The sequence below is a fragment of the Paenibacillus agri genome, assembly GCF_013359945.1.
GTDB lineage: Bacteria > Bacillota > Bacilli > Paenibacillales > Paenibacillaceae > Paenibacillus_AQ > Paenibacillus_AQ agri.
Genome location: NZ_JABWCS010000194.1, coordinates 34,594 through 60,072 on the forward strand (window position 1 = coordinate 34,594; position 25,479 = coordinate 60,072).

Sequence of the window (25,479 nt, forward strand, 5' to 3'; positions counted from 1 at the left end):
CTGCTGCATATCATCTCATGATGCATAAAAAGCGCATGGCGTGCAGCTCCGAAGATTTCGAAAGCCGCGTCGCCTTTGACGCGGCTTTCTTTACAGTCAGGTTTTAGCTTTAAGCCGTTTTGTTGGCCACTTTCGGCTTCTGACGCTTTTTGAGAAGCAGCCAGAGTGGGCTCGCAATAAAGATGGAGGAGTAAGCTCCGAAGAGCAACCCGACAACCATGGCAAGCGAGAACATCTTAATGGATTCTCCGCCCATAATCAACAGGAAGAATGCCGCGACAAATACCGTAAATGCTGTATACAGGGAACGCATGAGCGTCTGAGTAACACTCTTGTTCACAAGAGCTTTCATGTCCTCATAAGTTTTCTGCTTGCCGAAGCGCAGATTCTCACGGATACGGTCAAAGATTACGATCGTATCATTGATGGAATAACCGATGATCGTAAGCACCGCGACAATAAAGGTCAAATCCACTTCCAGACGGAAGATGGAGAAGACTGCCACAACCATGAATGCGTCATGCAGCAGCGAGACAATCGCAGCCAAGGCAAAACGCCATTCAAAACGGATACTTACATAAATGATAATCCCGAGACAGGAAATAAGTACTGCATAAATGGCATTGCGTGCCAATTCTTTTGCCATTTCCGTATCCACGGTGTTGATTTCGAAGGAAGCCTTGTCATCCAGCTTGGTAATTCCAGCCTTCAACGCTTCACTTTGATCCTCAGTCAGCTCTTTATCATAACGGATATTGACCCGTTCCTGACCAAGAGAGATACTCGGTTCATGAGTGACACCCAGGTCCTTGATTGCCGCTTCAACTTGTTCTTGCGTAAGATTCTTGGACAGGGAGATATCCACATTGGAACCTGCCTTGAAATCAACACTGTAATTCAATCCAAAAGTTGCCAGGAAGATCAAACCGGCCACAGTCAACGCTATGGAGAAGATATAGAAATATTTACTTAGATGTACGAAATCAAACTCTCTCTTAAAGTGCACGGATTTCACTCTCCTTAACCCCGAATTGCTTTGGTTTGCTCAGCTTACCGGCTTTGACAAGCAGATTGAGCAACCAGCGGGAGAAGTAAAGGTTCGTGGCAATACTGAGCACGATTTCCACAATCAGAACCAGTGCAAACCCTTTAACAGCACCTGTTCCGTAAGCGAACATTACAGCCGCAACGATAATAGTGGTGATATTGGCATCCATTACAGTACGGAATGAAGATTTACTACCTGCTTTTACAGCAGACATAATGCTTTTCCCGTTGTAAATTTCTTCTCTGATCCGCTCATTGGTAATGATATTCGCATCAACTGCCATCCCTATACCGAGAATAAACGCGGCGATACCGGGAAGGGTGAGGGTAAAGTCAGCCCAAACGAAGACAAGAATTAGAAGCCATGTATGAAGGATCAGCGCGAAGCTGGCCAGAAGACCTGGCAAGCGGTACATGCCAATCATGAAAATAAGAATTATCAGGGAACCGACAAGACCGGCTTTGATCGTTTGCTCAAGAGACTGTTTACCCAGTGTGGCGCCTACGCTTTGGGAATATTTCTCCGTCAGCTTCAGCGGAAGAGCACCGAGGTTAATCGTATCAGCCAATTCACGCGCTTCTTGGAGCGTATAACTGCCGGAGATTGAAGCACTGCCGTCAGTCAATTCAGCTCTGACTACAGGATCAGATAGCAGATTCTCATCCAGATAGATGGCAAGGTTCTTGCCCAAGAGTCGCTTCGTAATCTCAGTGAACTTAGCCTTGTCCTTCACTTTGATGCTGATGATCGGCTGGTTCAGGCTGTCACGGCCGACCTCTGCAGCACCTTCCACAAAGTCACTGCCCACCAGTTCAATCTTGCTGTACTTTCCGGCAGGATCACCTTCGGCAGCACTGCGGAAAGTCAAGACGGCAGGTTCTTTCATCTTCTTGCGGACTTCAGCCTCATTGGTCACACCCGCAATTTTCAAACGAATACGGTCCGTTCCTTCCGTGGTAACCTCTGGCTCACTAGTTCCGAGCGCATTGGCCCGTTTCTCCAGACTCTCTGCAGTTTTTTGCAGTGAAGCCCGGGTCAGTGCCCCTCCGGCCTCCATCGGCTCAGCGTGATACAGGATCTCGAAGCCGCCCTTCAGATCAAGACCCAGACGGACCTTGTCCAACAGACCAGGGGTAGTGAATACCATGACGCCTGTTAAAACGAGCACGGTAACGATAAAGCTCATAAGTCTCTTCATGCTCTTGCTAGTTCCCCTTTCATAACTCAATATTCCTATTATAGCCACGCGCCAAATGACCGTCAATTCATGTAAGAATGGGCAAGGCTATATTCACACAAAGAAACGGCGGGCTCTCCCCATTTGGCAAGCCATCCGTTTTTCAGTAGGAAATGTGAAATTAAATCACTTCATAACTTTACCGCTTTGTGAAGTTGTTTGCAAAGAAAAATGTTTCCTTGCATCAAACCATTCCCCTATACGCTGCAACAGTCAAATAATTCATATAACTATTGGCTTTTAAGGAATATATATCATTGACTAGCTTGTAAAGCGGCGGCTGTCCTTCCTTTGCGTAATTACGGCTGACACACTCCCAGATATCTTTGCCAGTTACATATTCGTAGCCAAGGAGTCGGAATTCCTCCGCTTTGCTGCAGCACATGGCTTCGATTTCCTCACTAAGCTCGTCATAAATCCATTGCCCCGATTCCACGTGTTGACACCTCCAGGTCGCTCGTATACGCATGTTCATCCTATCTATTCGACCTTCTCCCCTGCCTTTCCTTCTTCCTTCAAAAAGTTATGTATCACAATGCTTGTCATGCCGGCATAGGGGTTCAGCATATCCATAGAACAAGCCCATTCAAGTGCTTACAAGGTGAGTCGCCACCAGCGTCCCATTTCATGCCGGGAAGAAGGAATGTTCTTTGAAGAAACTAAGCTCCTTAAACAAACAAAGCTTTATACAAGGCACGTTAATTCTGCTGGCTGCAGGAATTATCAACCGCATGCTTGGCTTCATTCCCCGGATTGTCCTTCCGCGCGTGATCGGGGCTGAGGGTGTGGGTCTCTACCAGCTTGGCTATCCGTTCTTCATTCTGCTCGTTACCGTGATTACAGGGGGGCTGCCGCTAGCGGTCGCCAAAATGGTGGCCGAAGCCGAGGGCCAGAACCGTCCAGACAAATCAAAGCAGATACTGCGGACAGCACTTGCGCTCAGTCTGGCGCTGGGTATATTTTTCACAATGGTTGCCTTGGCCAGCGCTTCATGGGTTTCCAACGTTCTGCTGACAGACAACCGGGTCTTCTATACATTCATTGCCATGATTCCGATGCTGTGCATCATTGCTGTATCTGCAGTCTATCGCGGGTACTTTCAGGGCCGGCAGAATATGATTCCTTCCGCGCTTTCCTCCGTGCTGGAGTCCGTGATCCGGATTTTTGCTATGCTCTGGTTTTCCTGGCTGTTGCTGCCCAAGGGAATCGCTTTTGCGGCGGCAGGAGCTATGATCGGGGTCACCGTCGGCGAAATTGCCGGTATGCTCGCTTTACTGTGGCAATATTATTTCATTGTCAGAAAAGACAGACCTGAACCTGAACCGCAGCCGGAAGACTCTACTGATGTAACTGTCCCTGAGAAAGCACCTTCAGAAGCACAACCTACGGGCTCCTTGCTGAAGCGACTGCTTGGTATTTCCATTCCGGTGACCGCCGGGCGGCTCGTGGGCTCCGTATCCTATTTGCTGGAATCAATCATCACAGCCCGCAGCCTTGCTCTTGCCGGGATCGCTACAGCCGTTGCCACTGCACAATATGGCGCACTGCAAGGGATGGTTATTCCGCTGCTACTGCTGCCGGGAGCGCTAACTTCATCCCTGGCGGTATCGTTAGTTCCTTCTTTGTCAGAAGCCGCTGCCCGCAGAGACTTATCCATGATCCATAAACGGATGCATCAGGCGCTTAGGCTTGCCCTTGTCACGGGTGCCCCTTTTGCTGTTCTTATGTACATCCTGGCCGTTCCGCTCTGCAGTCTGCTGTACGGGAACGCGGATACCGCCCCCATGCTGCGCCTAATTGCACCGTTTGCTGTATTCCTGTATGTACAGGCACCCCTTCAAGCAGCACTTCAGGCCATGGACCGGCCGGGGAGAGCACTCGTTAACACCCTGATCGGAGCTGTGGTCAAAATCCTGTTAATTCTGCTGCTGGCCTCACAGCCACAGTATGGGATCTATGGGGCTATTATCGCAATTATTGCCAATAGCATTCTTGTAACACTACTGCACGGGTACAGTGTCGTCTCGCTAATATCCTTATCCCTGCGCATTAGGGATTTGTTCAAAATTGCGGTAGCTATGATCATTATGGGGGCCGGTGCCCAGTTTGCGTATACCTCTATTCCTGTTGCCGGAGCACAGTGGATCCAGTTTATTTTTGCCGCTACTGTTGGCCTCTTGATCTACCTCGGTATCTGCCTGTTATCGGGACTCGTCTCAGTGCGCGATATGGATCGCCTGCCCTTTATCAAGCGCTGGCGCTAAAGAGCATCAGTGGTAGAGCCGGGAGACATAGATTTTGCCCTGGTGATCCACCGAGCACAGGAAGACATCGCGAAAGTCCGATACTCCCTTTTGGCGAATCTGCTGTCTCAGCCAAAATCTTGTTTTCCCAATCATCTCCAGGTTCATATCCTGTACCTTTCCATCCATAATTAGTGGAATCGGAAGTCCTTCATACCTGATTTTATCCTTGGGAAGCTTCACAGTCTTGGAGTTGTTTGTGCTTCCGCCTGAACTGTCTCCGGCTTCACTGCCCTGTTCTTCCGAACTGCTGGATGATTGGGACGATGAGGAGCCGTTCTTGTTCTTCTCAATAATCGTAAGCTGGCCGCTGGCTTCCAGAATGGCAAATTCTACGTCGGCAGGATTATCAATATTCTGGCCGCGCAATTGCAGCAGCAAGTCATCAATGTTGTACCTCTGTTTGCGCATCTCGCCACGGTGTAATTTGCCATCGGAAATCAGGATGCTCGGCTTACCATCCATAAACAAACGCAGCTTGCGGCTTTTCAGGCCAAGCTGGGCCACTAGCACCTGAATCAGGACGAGTGTGGCCATAGGCACAATCCCTTCATACACCGGTCGTTTAATATCATCTATAACAAACACTGCAATCTCGGCAATCATGATCGAAATCGTCAAATCAAACACCGACAGCTTTCCGATTTCTCTTTTCCCCATTATCCGCAAGCACAGAAAAATGAAGAAATACATCAGCACGGTCATGAGAATGTGGTATGTGATCTGCTGGAACATATTGCTTCTCTCCTTCCGCGTTTACCCGCAGTGAACGTCCCCGCAGGTCATTAATGTATACCCTATTCTGACCGCTCGGGTCAGGGAACATTCGGAAGCTGGCTTATTAATTAATGGTAAAAGTAACGACAGTCTCATTCTTGTACTAACGGGGCAAGCCTGCCCATACAATGAGTAGTAGCTTGTATTGCCATCATAAAAATGCTTAGGAGGTTGTACCATGCATGTAATCCGGCGCCTGTTCTCATGGAGAATAGCCAATCCTGTATTGTCAGGCCTCAGCCGATCGTTCCTCTGGATGCTGGTGGGCGCGTTTGTCCTTTCGCTTCTGCTTTGGGGTAGCGGGCTGGAAGAAAAGGACCTCTCTCTGTACACCTACATTGTACATGCAGTAGCCATCGCTTTTGGTGGGCTCACAGCAGGCCGCAGAGCCAGCAGCAAGGGTTGGTATAAAGGGAGCTTGACCGGGCTCTTCTACGGTATTATCGTGCTAATCATCGGTTTTCTAGCGCTTGACAGTGCGCCTTCAGGAACGGATTTGCTCTGGACTTTGGCAGCTGCAGCAATCGGCGCGCTTGGTGGAATGTTTGGGGTTAATTTACAAAAAGCATAAATTTAAGGATTTTTAAAAAAATCGGAACTGCTCCCCTTAAAATATGTTAAACTGTGTTCACTGACTTCAAAAGGGATCAAGGAGGCTTCGATTGCTTTGCTTTACCAATCCATGGACCATATCGTGTTATACACTGTTGTTCTTGTTATTGCACTTGTCTGGATCGGCTCACGCCGCAATCCATTCACCGCATTAATTGAGATCGGAAGAGAACTATTAGGCTCTTATAAATTTTTACTGCTTTTTGTAGGTTTATTCGGGGTACTGGCCCTCAATAAATACGAGCTGCAGATTGAGAAGAAGCTGAATATCACTTCGGATTTCACTCCATTTATATTTGGACTGGAGGGACATTTTGTCCAGAGCGTGCAGCATTTGTTCTATAGCCCCTGGCTGACACCTATAATCGTCTTCTTCTATATCTTTATGTTGCAGGCGGTGTTAGCGGCTTCTCTGGGCGTCTACCTGCTCGACAATAACCGTGTGATGCTCTATGCTACCTGCTACGCTATTATTTTGAACTATGCCATCGCTATTCCGTTCTACCTGTTCTTCCCGGTGAATGAGGTGTGGTCATATGCTCCGGCAGGCGTTAGATTCGTCATGCTGGATGTGTTCCCCAGATTTGAGCAGGAATACAGACCGCTTTCAGGGCTCGACAACTGCTTCCCGAGTCTTCATACTTCCATCTCTGTTACGATGGCATTGTTGGCTTACCGTTCGGGCAACCGCCGCTGGATGGCAATCACCACCCTGTCTGCCGTTGTCATTGTATTCGGAATCTTCTATCTAGGTATTCATTGGCTAACCGATATGCTCGGCGGTACCGTACTTGCGATATTATCCGCTACAGTCGGCGTTCAACTCGCTAAGCTAACGCTGCGAACCAGTTCGGAAAGACTAACTTTCCGCAGCCGTGCCAACCCTATGCGTTAACACTCCAACAAGTTCATATGAGCATAGCAAAAAGCGGCATTTCCTCTCTACCGAGAAGAAATGCCGCTTTTATATGAATCTTCCTACTCTTTCGATTCCGTATCGGTCGCAACCGCATGGCTGACGGAACCACGGTCAAATGTAAGCTTAGTCACATCATTGACCTTGAGAACCGCGATGTCGTCGGAGATTTCTACAATCGTTCCGTGAAGACCACCGATTGTAACAACCTTATCCCCTTTTTTCAGCGCTTTCAGCATTGTATTGCGAGCTTTAGTTTTCTTCTGCTGAGGACGGATCAGAAGGAAATAGAAGACTACGAACATCAGTACAAAAGGTCCTACCAGACCCAGAATGCTTCCTCCGGACTGGGCTGTACCTCCCGCTAACTCAAACATAATTCTCCCCCCTTTCAAATGACTGGCAAACGCACAATTCCGTTTCTAGAAGCCTTTAAGATTATCGTTTAAGCCGTATTGTGCAAAAAACTCATCGCGAAAATCAAGCAGCCGATCTTCTCTGATGGCTTCACGCACTTTACGCATCAGTTCCAACAGGAAGTGCAAGTTATGGTATGTCGTTAACCGCAATCCGAACGTTTCGTCTGCCTTAATCAAATGGCGCAAATAAGCGCGGGAATAATTCTGGCAGGTGTAACAGTTACACTCGGGATCCAGCGGCCCAAAGTCACGGGCATACTGAGCGTTGCGTACAACGAGTCTTCCTTGGCTGGTCATCGTTGTTCCGTTGCGGGCAATACGGGTTGGCAGAACACAGTCGAACATGTCCACACCCCGGATCGCACCTTCCAAGAGCGCATCCGGCGAACCCACACCCATCAAATAGCGGGGTTTCCCTTGCGGCAGCAGCGGAACTGTGTAATCCAGCACTTCATACATTAGCTGCTTGGACTCTCCGACGCTGAGCCCCCCAATAGCATACCCCGGGAAATCCATGGAAGTCAAATCAGCGGCGCTCTGGCGACGCAGATCTTCATACATGCCTCCCTGTACGATGGCGAACAGCCCTTGGTCCTGAGGACGGGCATGGCTTTTGAGGCAACGTTCTGCCCAGCGGGTAGTCCGCTCGAGCGATTTTTTAACATAATCATATTCCGCCGGGAACGGCGGGCATTCATCGAAGGCCATCATAATGTCCGAACCAAGCGCATTCTGAATTTCCATCGCCACCTCAGGGGAGAGGAATTTCTTGTCTCCATTCAAATGGGAACGGAATTGTACGCCTTCCTCGGTGATTTTGCGCATGTCGCTTAACGAGAAGACCTGAAACCCGCCGCTGTCGGTCAGAATCGGGCGATCCCAGTTCATGAACTTGTGCAGACCACCAGCTTCACGAATAATATCGTGGCCCGGGCGCAGGAACAGATGGTAGGTATTGCTCAAAATAATTTGAGCATCCATCTGCTTCAACTCTTCTGGACTCATTGTCTTTACTGTAGCTTGGGTGCCTACAGGCATAAATGTTGGTGTCTCAATGACACCATGAGGCGTGTGGACTCTTCCGAGTCTTGCGCCGGATTGCTTGCACGTTTTGATGTGCTCATACGTAATTGCTGCCATGATTAACCCATCCTCTTACTTAATAAATAAACATCGCGTCTCCAAAACTGAAAAACCGGTATCTCTCGGCAATCGCCTCTTCATAGGCGGCCAGAATATGCTCACGACCTGCCAATGCGCTGACAAGCATCACCAGTGTTGATTTAGGGAGGTGAAAGTTCGTGATTAGTGCATTAACGACATTGAATTGATAACCTGGATAAATGAAAATATCTGTCCATCCGCTGCATGCTGTTAGCGGTCCCCCCTGACACTGCCGCCCGACTGTCTCCAGTGTACGGCAAGAGGTCGTACCTACAGCTATAATTCGTCCCCCGCGCTCCCGGGCAGCATTCAGTGTATCTGCTGTCTCCTGCGACATGACGAAATACTCGGCATGCATGACATGCTCCTCGACCTTCTCTACAGACATCGGACGGAACGTGCCCAGACCAACATGCAGCGTAATGTAGGCAATGGATACACCTTTGGCTGCAATCTGCTCCAGCAGGCTGGTGGTAAAATGCAGACCTGCCGTTGGCGCAGCCGCTGAACCTTCATGCTTGGCATACACTGTCTGATACCGCTCACGGTCATCCAGTGTCTCCTTGATATACGGTGGAAGCGGCATCATTCCCAGCCTGTCGAGAATCTCCTGAAAGATCCCTTTATAAATGAAGCGGAGTGTCCGTCCGCCCATATCAGACTCATCTTCCACTACTGCCCGCAGTTCATCGCTGAATACGATAACTGCCCCGCTCTTCAGTTTCTTGCCGGGCTTCACCAATGCTTCCCAGCGATCCTCTCCGAGGTTCTTCAGCAGAAGCACTTCTGCCTTTGCCCCGGTGTCTTCCTTAACACCAAACAGACGGGCCGGAATGACTCTGGTATCATTCAGAACCAGTGTATCTCCCGGCTGCAAATATTCGAGCATATCGCTAAAATGCCGGTGATCTGTCTCACCTGTCTCCCTGTTGACCAGCAGCAGCCGCGAGGCACTACGGTCAAGCAGCGGAGTCTGGGCAATCAGCTCTTCAGGCAGATTAAAATCATAATCTTCTACATTCATTGTGCGTCTTCATTCCTTAACTATAGTAACGTTACGATAATAGTGTTGCAATATTTGCTTGTAATCATACCCGCTGTCAGCCATCCCCTTCACGCCCCACTGGGACATGCCCATACCGTGGCCAAAGCCTTGGCCGATGAACAGGAAGCCAGACCCGCCAGTAACTACTCTAGCTTTGGCATCGCCGCCCATAACCACCGTACCGGTGGCGGAAGACGTTACTTTTCCATTTGCGGAGAGAACACCAGCATTGCTTCCACTACCAACGGTAGAGACTGAGCCGTCAGCGCCTAGTACAGTATAACTGCCGGTTGGCACAATATCAAACAATGTGCTAGGCAATCCGTTGAATGCCGAACGGAACAGATCCGGATATTTCACCTTCAGAATCTCGCCATTAGCCTTCACCTCAGTAGCTCTTCCGGAAGGACCGCGCTGAGTTACCTGAAGACTGATGATTGACGAAGGAAGCGCATTGCTTGTCTTGCCTTGCAGGCTCTTCAACAAATCAGCCGAAGAATAAGGACCCTTCACCCATGAGTAGCTGCCGGATTCATACACCTTGTCCAGCACCACAGCATTGTCTCCCGGGTTCAGCTTACCCACCGGATTAGCATCACTTTGGATGATCGGCAGGGGACGAATATTCACGTCCTTCGTGGTCGCTGTAGCCAAATCAAGTCCAGCTGCCGTTTTGCTTCCCGTTAATTTGATATTGTCTTCCCGGGCATAGCCAGCGGTTCCATTAGGCAGCAGAACATAATACCACTGTTTGGACGCTACGGATGCAACGTCTTCCTTGCTCGGCACACTGACAAACACATCACTGCCGTTCCCCCACACCTCGGAAGGATCAGCCGTTACACCGCCGCTGTTGGAGGAGAATAGGGCTTCTACAATCTGCGCGCCGCTCTTCAACACTTCACCAGCTGTTGCATCTACCGCTTTGGTGATGGCTGGTGCCTCGGCCCCTATTCCGTTGTATACCTGGCTCAGTGTGGTGTCCACCACATTGGCCACATCAAATTTGTTGCCTTGGGCCAGAGCATAGCTGCGGGCTGCAACAGCCTGCGCCTTCAGAGCCTCTTCCGGCCAGCTTGAAGAGACTTCTCCGCCAACAACAGCATACAAATATTGCTCCAGTGACACTTCATTAATCACTGCGAGCGATCCGTTCAATCCACTAAGCTCCAGATTACCCCGGTACACACGTTTGGAGCGCTCTACAAGCTGGATGCCAGCATCATTGCCAGCAGCAAGGAATTTGGCTCCGCTACCGTACACAACATAGTGGGGAACTTGTCCCGCATTGGTAAGATCCAGGCCCGCATCACTGCGCACGATTAAACCGGCTGTTGAGACTGCACTGGTGGACAACGTAATCTGTGGCAGCGCCACATTCACCGCAGCAGCCAACGCCGCCAGACTCGTATCATTTACAGCTTCTCCAACCCAGACCTCGACCTGCGAGCTGCCGTCTTGAGCCGATGACAATACCGGCCAGGCATCGAATCCCGCCGCTGCCAAACTGACAATCACCGCATCAGCCTCGTCCTGGGTCGCAAAGGAACCAGCAGACAAATGCTTGGTGCCTGTCATTGCCGGTGTCTGCCCTGGCGGAATGGACAATCCAGCTTTAGTTACTCTGGACAATCCATCCTTCGCTGCATTTTCACTGGCATATACTCCGGTGTACAGCTGATACAGGCTGGACCCATTTCTCGTCACCACAAACAGCTGAGGCTTGTCAGAAGTAGATTGCAGCTTCTTGGCCGCATCGGCTGCCGCCTGCCAAGACGGGGTTTCCAGCACTTTCACCCGAAAGCCGTCCAGGCTGACACGAATACTGCTCTTGGCCGGAACAGTCGCGAGCGGTGCCCCGCCTCCTTGCGAGGTCACAAGATTAAAACTTTGGTCTGACTGTAGCGTTGCCGCCGCCACCGTAGATTTATATTTGCTGCCGATATCGGCGTACAGTGCTACACGAATTGTTGCACCGGGTGCAGCCTCACTGCTCCCGGCAGGGATCAGGAAGCTTCCCGCAGCTAGTGCTGATACCAGCATTCCCCGGCCCAGCACCTTCAGCGCTGAGAATTTCCTTCTTCCATGCTTCATTCAGCATCCTCCTTCGTACAGGGAATTAAAAACTCATGATTGCTCCGGAGGGAGCGGAATGCCCAAATGATGATAGGCAGCCGGCGTGACAATCCTGCCGCGTGGCGTCCGTTGCAGAAAGCCAATCTGCAGCAGGTAAGGCTCATATACATCCTCTATGGTCTGACTTTCTTCTCCAATAGTAGCGGCTATGGTATCAAGTCCAACAGGACCGCCGCGGAAACTCGTAATCATAGAGTGAATCATCTTATGGTCAATGCTGTCCAGTCCACGCGGGTCGACCTGAAGCATACGAAGGGCTTCAGCCGCAATGTCAGGTGTAATAATTCCGTCGCCGCGCACCTGGGCAAAATCACGGACGCGCTTCAGCAGACGGTTGGCAATCCGCGGTGTTCCGCGTGCCCGCAGGGCCACTTCCTCAGCAGCTTCTCCCTGAATCTCAATACCCAGCAGATCCGCATTGCGGGAGACGATAAAGCTCAGCTCATCGATGGAATAGAATTCAAGCCGGCTGACCACGCCGAAGCGGTCGCGCAGCGGCGCAGACAATAGTCCTGCCCGCGTAGTCGCGCCGATCAGCGTGAACGGAGGCAGGTCCAGGCGCACGGAACGCGCACTTGGTCCTTTGCCGATCATAATATCCAGCGCAAAGTCCTCCATAGCTGGATACATAACCTCCTCCACCGTGCGGTGCAGGCGATGAATTTCATCAATGAACAGCACATCGCCCTCTTGCAGGTTGGTCAGCAGCGCGGCCAGATCTCCCGGCCGTTCAATCGCTGGTCCTGAGGTTGTCCGCAAGTTCACACCCAACTCGTTAGCAATAATGTTCGCCAATGTCGTCTTACCAAGACCCGGCGGGCCATAGAGCAGCACGTGGTCCAGCGCCTCGTTTCTCATCTTGGCCGCCTCAATATAGATCTTCAGGTTCTCCTTAACCTGGCCCTGTCCAATATATTCAGCCAGATAACGGGGGCGCAGGCTCAGCTCCACAGCCTGTTCTTCCATCATCAGATTGGCAGATATGATCCGGTCGTCCATTCTCTCATCACTTCCAGTTCTTTAAAAGATGCCCGCAGGCAGGCTTTACTTCGCCACGTACAGCAGCTTCAGCGCCTTTTTCATCAATACATCGACACTTCCTGTATCGGATCCCTCTTTCTTCAGGGCTAACCACACACGGTCCAACTCGCTCTCGGTATAGCCAAGTGCCTTCAAGCCGTCTCTGGCCTCGTCCCACGGCAAGGCATCGCTGCCTTCTTCCTGCGGAACCGCAAAGAGACCGGTCTGCATGGAAGCCATGCTAAGTCCATCCAGCTTATCCTTCAGATCAAGGATCATGCGCTGTGCCGTCTTCTTCCCGATCCCTGGCAGCTTCGTCAGGAACGTAATATTCTCCTGGTAAATCGCTGAAATCAGCTGATCCGGGGTACCCCCTGTCAGAATACCAAGCGCCACACGCGGGCCAATACCAGATACCTCAATCAGCTTGCGGAACAGCCGCTGCTCTTCACGGGTAGAGAAACCGAACAGTAGGGTTGCATCCTCACGGGTCACATAATGAATAAAGATCGTTACAGGCCCCTCTGTCTTGGCAAAAGCATAGGGATTCGGGCAGAACACGCGGTATCCCACCCCCTGCACATCCAGCACCACATATTCGGATTCCAGGTATACAACCGGACCTCTCAAAAAATCTATCATTTTCGCAATACCTCATTTAATTTGGAATTAAGACTGTAAGAGTGGGCATGACATACAGCAACCGCCAACGCATCCGCCACGTCATCGGGCTTAGGAATCGCGGTCAGCTTCAGGAACATCTTCACCATCTCCTGTACTTGGCGCTTCTCTGCCTTACCATAGCCTACGATCGCTTGCTTAACCTGCATCGGCGTATATTCCGCTATAGGGAGCCCACGCTGAATGGCCGCCAGGACCATAACCCCACGGGCCTGCGCGACTGGCAATGCAGTGGTTACGTTGCGGGCGAAAAACAGCTTCTCCAGTGCCACCGCATCTGGCTTGTATTTCTCCATAAGCTGAGTAATACCCTCGTAGACATGCAGCAGCCGCTCTTCATCCGGCGTATGCGCCTCTGTCTGGATACAGCCGTATTGCACAGGCGTCACCTTATGGCCTTCCTTATCCACAAAGCCGAAGCCGACAATCGCGAGCCCCGGGTCAATTCCTAATATGCGCACACTTCTCTCTCCTCTATGGTCAATAAGAAGCCGGGCTCCGTCCCTCGGCTCCAGCACTAAAGCGAACATATGTATTCCTTCTAACCATTATAGCAAAAATAGACTCCGCGGTGAGGAGAAAGTTTCCCTGCTCCCAGAAAAGGGGTCTTTCGGCCCTATACAAGGGGGTGATTACCGCACAATTTGACAGGAATAAAACAGCAAAAAAGACCTGCGGGTATCACCCCAGGCCTCAATCCAGTACTTCCTATTAACAGCTCCGCCAGAGCAGAAGCTCTGACTTATTCCTTATTTTGCATAACCTGCTCCGAATTATCCCGCGCGTAATCACTGAAGGTGGACAGCACACTATTGTACTCTTCGATGTCCTGCACCCGAATTCCATCCTGCAGCTGCCTCCAGATGTCCTCCGGCAAAGAGGATTTCATGGAACCCATATCCATTTGAAAAAAAGTCTTCAGAACCTCATCCTGGCCTGGAGGACCCTTGAACAGCGTTAAGTTTCCATGCTCGTCCACGCCAAAGTAGGCTTCTTTCTTGACGGCTGGTGACAGGTCAGCGATTCTCTTTTCCAGCCAAAGATCTCCGGCAGCACTGATTCTGGCCTCCCAGGATGGATGCTTGGCGATCAGTTCTTTAAGCTGAACCGGGTTCATCTGGCCGGGTAGATTCTGAATCTCCTCACCGGATACATAGCTAACCTTCAGATGAACCGTCCTGCTGAGTCCACTCTGCTGTATCGTTTGGAGAACTTGCTGTCGCCGCGGACTGTAGTCGCCCTCTTCATCGCCATCTCCTTCCCGAAAAACTGCCGTTATCGGCTCCTCTCCGGAATGTTCCCCGTTCTCAACCGTACCGCGCAGACGCTCCAAAGAATCCGCTACAGAAGCCGATGGTTCCTCCAGCAGTTCGCTCATTTCGCCGGGAAGCTGCATTCCGCGCCACGCCAATATCGTTATAGCGACACAGGCCGCTCCCACCCACAATGCTTTTTTCCAACGTCTCCATCTACGCCAAAGCTGTTTTTTCAAGCGAGAAGCATTCACGTTAATCCCTTCATTCTGGTTTTTTCCTATTGTGACCTGCGAAGGAAGCCTTTATGCATGATTGGGAATGCCGTGCTGTGCAAATGCTTTGAATTACTAAATATTGTTTGCTATACTCTTACTGATTGATTGCAGGCTTAAATTTATTTACAAAGGGGAATTCCTTGATGATTATCCAACCAAAAACACGCGGTTTTATATGCACAACAGCCCATCCCGAAGGATGCGCCAAACAAATAGAGAAGCAAATTAAATATGTACAGTCCCAGAAGAAAATCTCCGGCCCAGCCAACGTGCTTGTAATCGGCGCTTCGACCGGTTATGGCTTGGCCTCGCGGATTGCCGCAGCTTTTGGTGCAGGCGCTAACACGATCGGAGTTTTCTTCGACAGACCGGCTGAAGGCTCGCGTACAGCCTCCGCAGGATGGTACAATTCAGCAGCATTTGAAGAGCAGGCTAACCAGCTCGGGCTGAAGTCCTTCAGCATTGTCGGCGATGCTTTCTCCAATGGAATCAAGGAAAAAACCATTGAGCTGATCAAAAACGAATTTAAGAACGTAGACCTGGTTATTTATAGTGTGGCTTCCCCGCGTCGCACGCATCCGGTTACCGGAGAGACCTTCTCCTCAGTAATTAAGCCAATCGGCACAGCATACAGCAACAAAACTATGAACTTCCATACCGGCGAAGTATCCGATACAACTATCGAGCCGGCTACAGAGGAAGAAGTTCGTCAGACAATTGCCGTTATGGGCGGCGAGGACTGGAGCATGTGGATTGATGAGCTGTCAAAAGCCGGTGTGCTGGCAGATGGCGCTACAACGGTGGCCTACTCTTACATTGGGCCAGAGGTTACTCACGCTATTTACCGTGAAGGAACGATCGGCAAAGCTAAAAATGACCTGGAGCAAACGGCTATCAAGCTGAACGAACAGCTCGGAGCTAAAGGCGGTCGTGCCTTCGTATCCGTCAATAAGGCGCTGGTCACTCAATCCAGTTCGGCTATTCCTGTTGTTCCGCTTTACATTTCCGCACTGTACAAAGTAATGAAGGAAAAAGGAATTCACGAGAACTGCATCGAGCAGATCTATCGCCTGTTCTCCGACCGCTTGTATGGTGAAGGCCCGGCAACTGCCGACGGCAGCACGCTGATCCGTATTGATGACTGGGAAATGCGTGAAGATGTGCAGAAGGAAGTTATGGACCGTTGGAACAAGCTTGAGACTGCTAATGTGTCTGAACTTGCTGATCTTGAAGGCTACCGCGAGGATTTCTTTAACCTGTTCGGTTTCCAGACTGAAGGCGTAGACTATGACGCTGAGTCAGATCCTGCTGTAGAGCTGCCAAATTCATATTAATCCGCTAGAAAATAAAGAGTCCAGCCTGGATAATCAGGCTGGACTCTTTTTGATGAGGAAGTCTACAGCAACGTACCGTTGTCAGCACTTGCTTTTTATAGAACGACAGTTATTTTCTCAGCCAACGTGGACAGCTTCTGACTCTGCAAATGCTGCTCCATCTTCTGTTCTCCCTCCACCATCACCTGTTGAATCAGGCATTCCGAGGAATGGTCAAGACTGCATTCGAACAAGGAAGCCGTGCCTTCAATAGCATGAATCACGTCAAGGAATGAGATATCTTCCTTCTTACGCTTAAGACGATAACCTCCGTTGGCTCCGGAAGCGGATTCGATGAGACCGCCCTTAACCAGCTTAGTCAAGATTTTGGACAGATACGTAGGGGACACGCCTTGTCTTTCAGCAAGCTGTTGGACGCCCACTGGTTTATCAGTGCCAGCCGCCATCATAAATAGCATCGTATGCAGCGCGTAATTGGTAGCTTTTGAGTATTTCATATAACACCTCAATTACAGACTTTGTTCATCTATAATAACGCTGAACCAGCAAGGGGTCAACATAGGGCCCTCTTTGCCAGGTCAGGTCCTTATTCAATGAATTTTTTTGCCCCGAACCTGCCCAGAATATTTGATCATGCCCCCCTGAAAGAGATATAATAAAAGATAGTGATGCACATTCAATGTTGAAAGAGAGCGAAAACTATGGGACGTAAGTGGAATAATATTAAAGAGAAAAAAGCATCCAAGGATGCCAATACAAGTCGTATATATGCTAGATTTGGCCGCGAAATTTATGTAGTAGCCAAACAAGGCGAGCCGGACCCTGAATCCAATCAGGCCCTGAAGTTCGTCCTTGAGCGTGCCAAAACCTATAATGTTCCCAAAGCCATAATTGACCGTGCCATTGAAAAAGCCAAAGGCGGCTCCGATGAGAACTATGACGAGCTTCGCTATGAGGGCTTTGGCCCGAACGGCTCCATGGTCATTGTCGATGCACTGACCAATAACGTGAACCGTACCGCTTCCGAAGTGCGAGCAGCGTTCAGCAAGAACGGTGGCAACCTTGGGGTAGCCGGTTCCGTAAACTATATGTTCGATGAGACAGCGGTTATCGGTCTGACCGGTAAGACCGCCGAGGAAGTTCTGGAACTGCTAATGGAAGCTGATGTGGATGCGCGTGATATTCTGGAAGAAGAAGACGCTGTAATCGTGTACGCTGCGCCTGATCAATTCCATGCCGTGCAAACCGCGCTGAAGGATGCAGGCATTACTGAATTCACGGTGGCTGAGATCACCATGCTGGCCCAAAACTATGTGGAGATTCCGGCAGAGTCAGAAGCCCAGTTCAACAAAATGATCGACGCGCTGGAAGATCTCGATGATGTTCAGCAAGTGTATCATAACGTGGATTCCGAGGAATAGAACCGGACTCTACATTAAATATTTACTTACGGGCAAAATACTTTACAATAAAAGGGCAACTATGGCATTCCTGATGCTATAGTTGCCCTTTTATGTTTTTTTACTTAAGGATGATAAGGGGTTCCGCAAGACAGCTCCCTATTCGAGAAACTCCAGAACAGTCTGGACCTGAACAGCAAGACGAGTACCTCAGTTTGATGCTGCAGTAGTGAGCGCGGATAGCAGTTACACTGGAACAGTCACGATATCAAGCGGCGGCAGCGTTCCACCGAGTCATGAACACTAATCTAGTTAGATGTAGGACAAGCCTCTGCTGAGCTGCAGGCTTCCTTTTTTACTGAATTATAGCCCAAAAGCGCTCACAGGTCTCCGATGGGCATTACTTCTTCGTATGAAAAGGCTAATTAATAAAATGTCTTTTTGATGTACGTTCCGTTTGGATCATATGCTGTTCCAGGCGTACTTGATGTTGAAGTGTTCACACTGTAATCTACTCTATGGTGAGTCGTATAGAGTTGGAATTTGCAAGATTGCCCAGCAGCAACAGGAGTATTACTTTCAAAGGTCACTGTACGTAACCATTAATGGAATATTTTACCTAATAATCAGTATAGGTTATTATTAAAATAAAAAGAGGTGTGATATTATGAAAAGACTAAGATCTACAATGCTAGCTATTTACTCAGCCATTCTATTTATTGTTGGAATTTTAAGAGTACCTGTCACGGCGCATTGGGGTCCAAAAAATCAGATAGACCATCAAAGGTTTGTTGCTTTATGGGAATTGCAAGCGACAGATAAACATCAAACAATTGACAATTATTATCCGATATATGAATTAGATATCGTGAGGGTTATCTATACGATATTGATTGTATCTTTATTGATGTATTCAATTTATTTAGCGTTATCCAGCCGGCATAAATAAAACAACGTTTCTGTTTATTAATAGGGAAACTTAGCCTTTAAGCTGATTCTATAAAGCTTTCCTGAAGCCTGCCGGTTAAAAAGCAGCCGCGCTTATACAACGGCTTCTATTAAAACAGAAATTCTAGCCAACTATTACATCAAAACAGGCTAAGAAACCGCTGAACGGCGGTTCCTTAGCCTGTTTTTTACACTTATGGTCGTAAATAATAAATAATAGCGATCATCTATTTCTTTAAAGCATGACCCTCCAGCCCAAAGTAGGTATTGGCATTGTTGTAGCAAATATCCTCCACGATACGGCCCAGGAACGGGATGTCATTCGGCACTTCGCCGTTCTCGACCCAGCCTCCCAGAATGTTGCACAGGATACGGCGGAAGTATTCATGACGGGTATACGAGAGGAAGGAGCGCGAGTCGGTCAACATACCAATAAAGCAGCTAAGCTGGCCCAAATTGGACAAAGCCGTCAGCTGTTTGGTCATCCCGTCCTTCTGGTCGTTGTACCACCAACCGGAGCCGAACTGAATTTTGCCTCGGATACCGCTTTGCTGGAACGACCCGATCATCGCAGCCAGCACATCATTATGGACCGGGTTTAGGTTATACAGAATTGTTTTCGGCAATTCATTACTCTGTTCCAATCCATCCAGCAATCTGTAGAGATTATCGGCATAGTTGTTGTCACCGATCGTATCAAACCCGGTGTCAGGCCCTAATTGCCGGAACATCCGGGTATTAGGATTACGAATCGCGCCAATGTGCAGCTGCATCGCCCAGCCGAACTGTGCATACTTCCGGCCCATCGCCAGAAACAGCGACGTAGCATATTGGTCACACTCCAGGCTGCTCAGAGACTCACCTTCCAGACGTTTGGAGAAAATAGACTCTAACGCCTCAGCCGAAGCCTCTGCATACGGCAAGTGGGTAAAGCCATGATCGGAGATCATACAGCCGAACCCGTTGAAATACTCTATACGTTCCAGTAAGGCTTGTTCAATTAACGCATAGGACTGAATAGGATACCCTACTGCCTGCTCCAGCACCCCTATATAATCCAAGAAGCCGGGAGAACCGATTTGCAGTGCTTTATCTGGCCGGAATGTAGGCGTAACGGCGGTTTTGAAATCCTTCTGCTCCGCAATCTGCCGGTGATAGCGTAAATCATCCGCCGGATCATCGGTGGTGCAGATCCATTTTACATTGGAACGGGTAATCAGCTCTTGGGTGGTGAAGTCAGGCTGAGCGATGACCTCATTGCACTTCCTGTAGATCTCCTCCCAATTGTCCGCCGTCAACAAATCGTCCACGCCAAAGTAGGTTTTTAGCTCCAGGGCCGACCAGTGAAACAACGGGTTTCCGATGGTAAAGGGCAGCACCTCGCTCCATTTGGCGAATTTCTCTTCAGGAGAAGCATCCCCGGTGATATATTTTTCATCGATACCATAGGTTCTTAAGGCTCGCCATTTATAATGATCCCCGCCCAGCCAAATGTCCGTAATACTGTCAAAACGCGCATTCTCCGCAATCGCCTTGGGGTCCAGATGGCAGTGGTAATCGATGATGGGCAGTTCCTTCGCATACTCATGGTATAGTCTTCGGGCCGTCTCCGATTGCAGCAGAAAATCCTCATGAATGAAAGTTGTCATCGTCTGCTCTCCTTTCAGGAATGTAACGACTTCTTGACCGCTTCGGCCAAGCCGTTGATATAGACGGCGCCCAGCGCCCGGTCATATAATCCGTACCCTGCTCTTCCCGTCTCTCCCCAGATCATACGCCCATGGTCCGACCGGAACGGCCCGTCAAAACCATACTCGACATAAGCTTTAACAATCTCATAGAAATCCAGTGATCCCCATTCAGACAGATGCCCGGACTCGTGGAAGGACTTCTCACCCGTAATCTTGATATTCCGCAGATGAGCAAAATGCACCCGGTTCCTGACCCCGCCGAAATACTTAACCATGTCGACAAAATCATTGTTCGGATCACAGCCCAACGAGCCCGAGCATAAAGTCAGCCCGTGGTACGGGGAATCGTACAGGTTCAGGAACCGTTCAAGATTAGCCTTATTCGTGATGATGCGCGGCAGACCGAAGATGGACCATGGCGGATCATCCGGGTGAATGGCCATTTTAACCTGACTTTCTACGGCCACGGGCAGAATTCCTTCAATAAAATAGCCGAGATGCTCCCATAGCTTCTCTTCATTCATCTCTTCATACTGATCCAGAACCTTCCCGAGTCCTCCTTCTCCGTAAGAGGTATCCCAGCCCGGCAACGCCAGCTCACCCAGCTTCGGGTCCATTCTCCGGATGATTTCTTCCTCATAGATCAGAGTGGTAGAGCCGTCCGGCAGCTCGAAGGACAGATCCGAACGTGTCCAGTCGAACACCGGCATGAAGTTATAGCAGATCACAGGAATACCCGCCCGGCCCAGATTGCGGATTGTCTCTTTATAATTCTCAATATAACGGTCACGTGTAGAGAGCCCCAGCTTAATGTCCTCATGTACGGGAACGCTTTCAATAACCGAAATCTTCAGACCTACAGACTCGACTCTCTCCTTCAAAGCCGTAATTTTCTCCATCGGCCACACTTCACCTACCGGCACATCATAGATTGCGGTGACAATGCCCTTCATCCCCGGAATCTGAGCAATATACTCCAGCTTGACGGGGTCCTCTTCCCCATACCAGCGGAACGACATTTCCATTTTTATTGGCCTCCTTATGCACGGATTCGAATACTTGTATACTAGCATACAAGATGAGGTGGAGCAATATAATAAATGCCCTTCAGCTAAAAATAGTTCAACATACAGAGATCCCTGAACTCACGTCAAAATAGTGTGCAAAACGGCTGTCATCCCGGTACAATTCCTCCCATTGGTTCATCGGCGCGAGGATATGCTGTTTGACGGCATGCTCAATCTGCTCGGTCTGGCCTTGTTCGATAAGCCCGATCATCTGGCGATGCTGCGTTACTGCCTCTTCGAAACTATGCTCCCTTTCCGAGAGCAGTCGGATACGATTGTAGTGAGTGCTCAGACGGGTGATGGATTTCCACACATTCTCCAAATGATTGCCCCGATAGATGATCTGATGAAATTCCGTATCCAGTTGATGAAAATCAAGCTCCCTGGCTTTCTTGTCGACCAGCAGTTCCTGCAGCCCGACATTCTTCTTAAGCTCCAGCAGTGCCTCTGCCGGGAACGACTGACAGGAGCGGAGCAGGACCTCTTTTTCCAGCGTAAAACGCATAAAAGCAGCCTCTTCAATCAGATGGCCCTTGATTTTGGACACATAGGTGCCAACCTGCGGAACTACATCAATTAGATGCTCCTCTTTCAGCTTCGCCAGCACTTCCCTGACCGGTGTACGGGAAATCTGCAGCGCATCGGCAAGATCAATTTCGCTGATGACCTGTCCCGGGGCCAGGGTGAGCGACATCATATTTTCACGGATAACTCTATAAGAATAATCTTTATTGTTCTCTCCGGCTAATCTTGGGGATATGTTCATCATCAGCACGACACTCCTTCATCTGCATCAACCTGCACAAATCAGTATTCTTATCCTCTTAAGCCGATCTGGCTAAAAGACTCAGTACATCATTATAGCAAATCTTCGCAGATTCTAGCCAACAGTTCTCATAGCGGACTCATGCTTATATCCAAAAAAATCCCCGCAGGAGGAACCTCCTGCGGGGATTGCTGCAAATATTGATATCGTCAAACTTTAATCTTTCAACGGGCTGACGGTAATAGCCTCAAGGCTGATTTCGCCATATCCGCCCGAAAGTTTGATTGTATTGGCTTCTCCCGGCTGCAAATAAACGGTGATATCAGAAACCCCGCCGAATTCATGCGGCCCACCTGTAGACAGGGCATTCAGCAAGGAATAGTCCTTGTCGTTAACAGTCAGCTGTAATTTGGCCAGACGTTCACCAGTAGCATAATGTAGCTCGATGGATGATCTGCCGCCCTCGCCTCCATCCACATTTTCGAACAGCACGTAAGAGCCTTCCCGCTCCAGATCGGTCACCACGCTCTGACCTGATTCCAGCTTACGAATTTGCGCACCGCCGAACACCATACTCTCCGCTGCCGGATACGACTTCTGCTGAGGATTGTGCGCCGGGGCCGGACCAACGGATGATACCCCTTCCAGAGTCTGCACAACGGTCTTGATGGAACCATCTTCGTTGAAATCCAAATAATCGATACATACGCTACGCAAATTGCCTTGCCCGGAAATCGCCTGATTATGATAGAACAGATACCATTGTCCTTTGAATTCCACCACCGAACCATGGGTTGTAGAGCAGCCTGTCGGCTCCAGGAAAATGCCCCTGTACGTCCACGGTCCAAGCGGGCTCTCGCTGGTCGCATATCTCATGCGATTGTTATCTTCTAAATTGTCTGCGTAGGTCAGGTAATAGAGGCCGTTTCTTTTAAACACCCAGGCCGCTTCATGAAAATCCTCTAACCCTTCCATTTCCTTCATTCCATCCTTCAGGGATATCATATCCTCATTAAGCTCCCCGCCCAGACAGACACTGCCGCCCCCGTAATACATGTAGGCGCTATTGTCGTCGTCCACGAGCACACACGGATCAATCAAGGCAAACCCGCCAAGACCTGGAACATATCCCTGATCGGTAAATCCGCTTGCCGGCTTGTCGCTGGTGGCAACGCCGATCTTCCAGGAATCATTCCAGTTCGAATCGCTCGGATGCGGATAGTAGAAGTAATAGGTCCCGTTCTTATAAGCACAATCGGGAGCCCACATGAATCCGCCCTCCGGACGGCCCCAGGACACATCATCCGAACTGAGGATTTCGCCTTCATCAACCCAGTGGACCATATCCTCCGAAGAGAATACATGATATCTGTCCATGAGATCACAGCCTCTGGCCGGGTCCATATCATGGGATGCGTAAATATAGATTTTGCCATCATTCCATACATGGGCCGACGGGTCTGCCGTATAGATGGAAGTAATCGCCGGGTTCTGGGATGTTGTCTTTTGCCGCTTAGTTTGTAAGCCTTGATTGCCAGTCGTCATAATAAGTCCTCCTGAAGATATGCTTTTTGTATAAAATATTGTTTTCTTACTAAGGCCTTCGCCAGGAAAATCTATCATCCACGAAGGCCTTGCTGTTCACTTACTGATGGCTCGTAGGATGATTCACCGTCAGCGGAATTTGTCCTTTGAGCAAACGATTGATGTCCCCAGTCAATCTGAGATAGAAGTCCGCGGATACCGCCACACCATCGGCATCCAGCGTCAGGAAGTATTGATTGGTCGGAATCATCGAGCTGTTCTCTGCGGCTTTTGCGATGGCAGTACCCTCGTCATATTCGTCGAACATAGCAACATAGCCGGTGCTGATGCCTAAGCTCTTAATGTTGTAAGCTTGCTTCCACATGTAATCCCCATGCGCACGCGGAATCTGATTCTTCTGCTGGCCGGTCATATTGGACCAGGCGAATCCCGGTGACATTACCGGCTGATAGTCAATTCCATTCTGCTGGGTAAAGGCCAAGTCCGGCTGAAGCTGATTATTCTTGAAGTTATCCACTCCATCCATACCGAAGCGGCCCACAGACCACGGCGAGATCATATCCAGTGATTTGTACACGTTCAGAAAATCCGATCTGGAGTCATTGTTCCCGGTTCTCCAATAGGTAGGCACGCCGCCGATGACATAAATGCCCTGGTTCTTGAACCAGCTAATCAGATTAGCCGCTTCTGCCGCAGTACCCGGACGGTCGGTGAAGCCAATACCCCAGATACAGACCACCGTCTTGCCGTTCTGCTTGGCATAAGCGGAGGAAGAAGGCAGGTGCATGTTGTTGACGATATTAGTCGTCCAGTCATGCTTAACTGCATTGACCCAGTTGCTGGCATTCATACCGGTGATGTCATACATGACATAGAATTTGCGGTTGTAGAACTCTGCCGCGTTCTTCACTTTGACAGCTACGCTGTCCCGGTTAGTCTTCCAGTTGTTAGGCGTGTCGCTTTCTTCTGCGCCGAAACGCTGCAATGCCGCGCCGTCGATATTGTAGCTCTGCATCCATTCAAAATGCTTGTTGACCGTCTCCTGATCATAGGAGGAGAAGAGCTTGGCTGGCGTACCGTTGCCGAGATTAGCCAGACCGGTCTGATACAGCTTGGAATATTCACGGAGATCCGGGTACAGCTCGAAATTCACATTCCCGCTTGCCGACGGGGCACTGCTATTCTTTGACCAGTGCACCCAGCCGCCATTTGGCGAACCGTCACCTGCTGCGTTGAACCAGCCCTGATATCCTGCATACAGCTTGCCTACCACGTCCCCGCCGCCACCTGTGGAGCCTGCGTTGAACTTGAACCAGAGCAGGTTGAATAAATTCCCGCTGCCTCCGGTAAATTTAAGATAGAGCGTATGCACACCGCTGGCACCGCTGATCGCACCGGACTTCGTCACCCAGGATTGCCATCCTCCGGTACCGGGTACAGCAACGGTTCCCACGAGCGTTCCGTTAAGACTGTCCAGACGGACCTCAATATTTCCGCCGCTGTTGTTGCTGGCAACTCTAACATCTATTGAATTGGCACCGCTTCCAAAATCAACATTGTTGAAGACGATATAATCCCCATTATCGACAAAAGCAACATTCTGCCCGCCCTCAGTGGAATTCTCCAGCTGGACTCCAGATTGGCTGCTGTAACCGGAAGCGGCTGTTTGATTAAACGCCGAAGCCGCCGAGGCGACGGAAGGAGCAAAGGAAATACACACCGTAAGAATCAATAAAGCCGCGCTTGCAAAAGCCAATAACCTCTTATTTTTTTGCACAAAATTTAGCATAAGATCCTCCTGTTCTTTGAGTTGCCTGCTAATTACTGTCCAAATAAGGC

The 25,479-nt window shown here is 49.7% G+C and carries 24 protein-coding genes; 6 read left to right on the top strand and 18 right to left on the bottom strand.

What is annotated here, in order from left to right; translation table 11 throughout:
- Positions 1–109 precede the first annotated feature (109 nt).
- The 3 genes from secF to HPT30_RS05850 all read right to left on the bottom strand — a co-directional run bounded on the left by secF (position 110) and on the right by HPT30_RS05850 (position 2,721).
- Positions 110–1,006: a protein translocase subunit SecF gene (secF, locus tag HPT30_RS05840; RefSeq protein ID WP_175370499.1), complete on the bottom strand. Its 897-nt coding sequence runs from the start codon at positions 1,004–1,006 to the stop codon at positions 110–112.
- Positions 996–2,246 (bottom strand): protein translocase subunit SecD, encoded by a 1,251-nt coding sequence (gene secD / locus HPT30_RS05845; RefSeq protein ID WP_175370500.1) that lies wholly within the window; start codon positions 2,244–2,246, stop codon positions 996–998. The genes secF and secD overlap by 11 nt, the downstream gene beginning before the upstream one ends.
- A gap of 223 nt (positions 2,247–2,469) precedes the next feature.
- Entirely contained in the window at positions 2,470–2,721 is a 252-nt protein-coding gene (locus tag HPT30_RS05850; RefSeq protein WP_312876302.1) for a post-transcriptional regulator, read from the bottom strand.
- A 214-nt stretch (positions 2,722–2,935) separates the two neighbouring features.
- On the opposite strand from HPT30_RS05850, the gene spoVB reads away from it, so the two are divergent.
- A complete protein-coding gene (gene spoVB, locus HPT30_RS05855) occupies positions 2,936–4,549 on the top strand; it encodes a stage V sporulation protein B (protein ID WP_175370501.1) in 1,614 nt (537 codons plus the stop codon).
- A gap of 6 nt (positions 4,550–4,555) precedes the next feature.
- Here the strand turns inward: spoVB and HPT30_RS05860 are convergent, their stop codons facing one another.
- On the bottom strand, positions 4,556–5,323 hold the full coding sequence (locus HPT30_RS05860; protein WP_175370502.1) for a YetF domain-containing protein: 768 nt from the start codon (positions 5,321–5,323) through the stop codon (positions 4,556–4,558).
- Positions 5,324–5,543: 220 nt separating this feature from the next.
- Here HPT30_RS05860 and HPT30_RS05865 point away from each other — a divergent pair, with 220 nt between their 5' ends.
- Together HPT30_RS05865 and HPT30_RS05870 are read left to right on the top strand one after the other, a co-directional pair.
- The gene (locus HPT30_RS05865; RefSeq protein WP_175370503.1) at positions 5,544–5,936 is read left to right on the top strand and encodes a TIGR04086 family membrane protein; all 393 of its coding nucleotides are present in this window, start codon (positions 5,544–5,546) and stop codon (positions 5,934–5,936) included.
- Between the two features lie 96 nt (positions 5,937–6,032).
- Positions 6,033–6,872 (top strand): phosphatase PAP2 family protein, encoded by an 840-nt coding sequence (locus HPT30_RS05870; RefSeq protein WP_246316947.1) that lies wholly within the window; start codon positions 6,033–6,035, stop codon positions 6,870–6,872.
- A gap of 83 nt (positions 6,873–6,955) precedes the next feature.
- On the opposite strand, the gene yajC is transcribed toward HPT30_RS05870, so the two are convergent.
- The 8 genes from yajC to HPT30_RS30675 form a co-directional block, all read right to left on the bottom strand.
- Positions 6,956–7,270: a preprotein translocase subunit YajC gene (gene yajC, locus HPT30_RS05875; protein ID WP_175370504.1), complete on the bottom strand. Its 315-nt coding sequence runs from the start codon at positions 7,268–7,270 to the stop codon at positions 6,956–6,958.
- Between the two features lie 45 nt (positions 7,271–7,315).
- Complete coding sequence (tgt, locus tag HPT30_RS05880; RefSeq protein WP_175370530.1) at positions 7,316–8,455, bottom strand: tRNA guanosine(34) transglycosylase Tgt; 1,140 nt, start codon at positions 8,453–8,455, stop codon at positions 7,316–7,318.
- Positions 8,456–8,471: 16 nt separating this feature from the next.
- On the bottom strand, positions 8,472–9,500 hold the full coding sequence (gene queA / locus HPT30_RS05885) for a tRNA preQ1(34) S-adenosylmethionine ribosyltransferase-isomerase QueA (RefSeq protein ID WP_175370505.1): 1,029 nt from the start codon (positions 9,498–9,500) through the stop codon (positions 8,472–8,474).
- Between the two features lie 9 nt (positions 9,501–9,509).
- The gene (locus tag HPT30_RS05890) at positions 9,510–11,615 is read right to left on the bottom strand and encodes a SpoIID/LytB domain-containing protein (protein WP_175370506.1); all 2,106 of its coding nucleotides are present in this window, start codon (positions 11,613–11,615) and stop codon (positions 9,510–9,512) included.
- A 33-nt stretch (positions 11,616–11,648) separates the two neighbouring features.
- A complete protein-coding gene (gene ruvB, locus HPT30_RS05895) occupies positions 11,649–12,656 on the bottom strand; it encodes a Holliday junction branch migration DNA helicase RuvB (RefSeq protein ID WP_175370507.1) in 1,008 nt (335 codons plus the stop codon).
- A gap of 45 nt (positions 12,657–12,701) precedes the next feature.
- On the bottom strand, positions 12,702–13,319 hold the full coding sequence (gene ruvA, locus HPT30_RS05900; RefSeq protein ID WP_175370508.1) for a Holliday junction branch migration protein RuvA: 618 nt from the start codon (positions 13,317–13,319) through the stop codon (positions 12,702–12,704).
- Positions 13,316–13,819, bottom strand: a complete 504-nt coding sequence (ruvC, locus tag HPT30_RS05905; RefSeq protein WP_175370531.1) for a crossover junction endodeoxyribonuclease RuvC — start codon at positions 13,817–13,819, stop codon at positions 13,316–13,318. Before ruvC ends, ruvA begins: the two co-directional genes overlap by 4 nt.
- 281 nt (positions 13,820–14,100) lie before the next feature.
- Positions 14,101–14,865: a BofC C-terminal domain-containing protein gene (locus HPT30_RS30675; RefSeq protein WP_175370509.1), complete on the bottom strand. Its 765-nt coding sequence runs from the start codon at positions 14,863–14,865 to the stop codon at positions 14,101–14,103.
- 167 nt (positions 14,866–15,032) lie between these two features.
- On the opposite strand from HPT30_RS30675, the gene fabV reads away from it, so the two are divergent.
- Entirely contained in the window at positions 15,033–16,223 is a 1,191-nt protein-coding gene (gene fabV, locus HPT30_RS05915; protein WP_175370510.1) for an enoyl-ACP reductase FabV, read from the top strand.
- A 95-nt stretch (positions 16,224–16,318) separates the two neighbouring features.
- On the opposite strand, the gene HPT30_RS05920 is transcribed toward fabV, so the two are convergent.
- Positions 16,319–16,720, bottom strand: a complete 402-nt coding sequence (locus tag HPT30_RS05920) for an RrF2 family transcriptional regulator (protein WP_175370511.1) — start codon at positions 16,718–16,720, stop codon at positions 16,319–16,321.
- Positions 16,721–16,924: 204 nt separating this feature from the next.
- Between HPT30_RS05920 and HPT30_RS05925 the strand changes: the two genes are divergently transcribed.
- Both HPT30_RS05925 and HPT30_RS05930 read left to right on the top strand, forming a co-directional pair.
- Entirely contained in the window at positions 16,925–17,644 is a 720-nt protein-coding gene (locus HPT30_RS05925) for a YebC/PmpR family DNA-binding transcriptional regulator (protein WP_175370512.1), read from the top strand.
- Between the two features lie 646 nt (positions 17,645–18,290).
- Positions 18,291–18,572, top strand: a complete 282-nt coding sequence (locus HPT30_RS05930; protein WP_175370513.1) for a hypothetical protein — start codon at positions 18,291–18,293, stop codon at positions 18,570–18,572.
- 226 nt (positions 18,573–18,798) lie between these two features.
- On the opposite strand, the gene uxaC is transcribed toward HPT30_RS05930, so the two are convergent.
- The 5 genes from uxaC to HPT30_RS05955 all read right to left on the bottom strand — a co-directional run bounded on the left by uxaC (position 18,799) and on the right by HPT30_RS05955 (position 25,429).
- A complete protein-coding gene (gene uxaC / locus HPT30_RS05935; protein WP_175370514.1) occupies positions 18,799–20,220 on the bottom strand; it encodes a glucuronate isomerase in 1,422 nt (473 codons plus the stop codon).
- 14 nt (positions 20,221–20,234) lie between these two features.
- Positions 20,235–21,287, bottom strand: a complete 1,053-nt coding sequence (locus HPT30_RS05940) for a mannonate dehydratase (RefSeq protein ID WP_175370515.1) — start codon at positions 21,285–21,287, stop codon at positions 20,235–20,237.
- A 97-nt stretch (positions 21,288–21,384) separates the two neighbouring features.
- The gene (locus tag HPT30_RS05945; protein WP_175370516.1) at positions 21,385–22,098 is read right to left on the bottom strand and encodes a GntR family transcriptional regulator; all 714 of its coding nucleotides are present in this window, start codon (positions 22,096–22,098) and stop codon (positions 21,385–21,387) included.
- Between the two features lie 213 nt (positions 22,099–22,311).
- Positions 22,312–23,640: a family 43 glycosylhydrolase gene (locus tag HPT30_RS05950; protein ID WP_175370517.1), complete on the bottom strand. Its 1,329-nt coding sequence runs from the start codon at positions 23,638–23,640 to the stop codon at positions 22,312–22,314.
- A 100-nt stretch (positions 23,641–23,740) separates the two neighbouring features.
- A complete protein-coding gene (locus HPT30_RS05955) occupies positions 23,741–25,429 on the bottom strand; it encodes a carbohydrate-binding protein (protein WP_175370518.1) in 1,689 nt (562 codons plus the stop codon).
- Between the last annotated feature and the right edge of the window lie 50 nt (positions 25,430–25,479).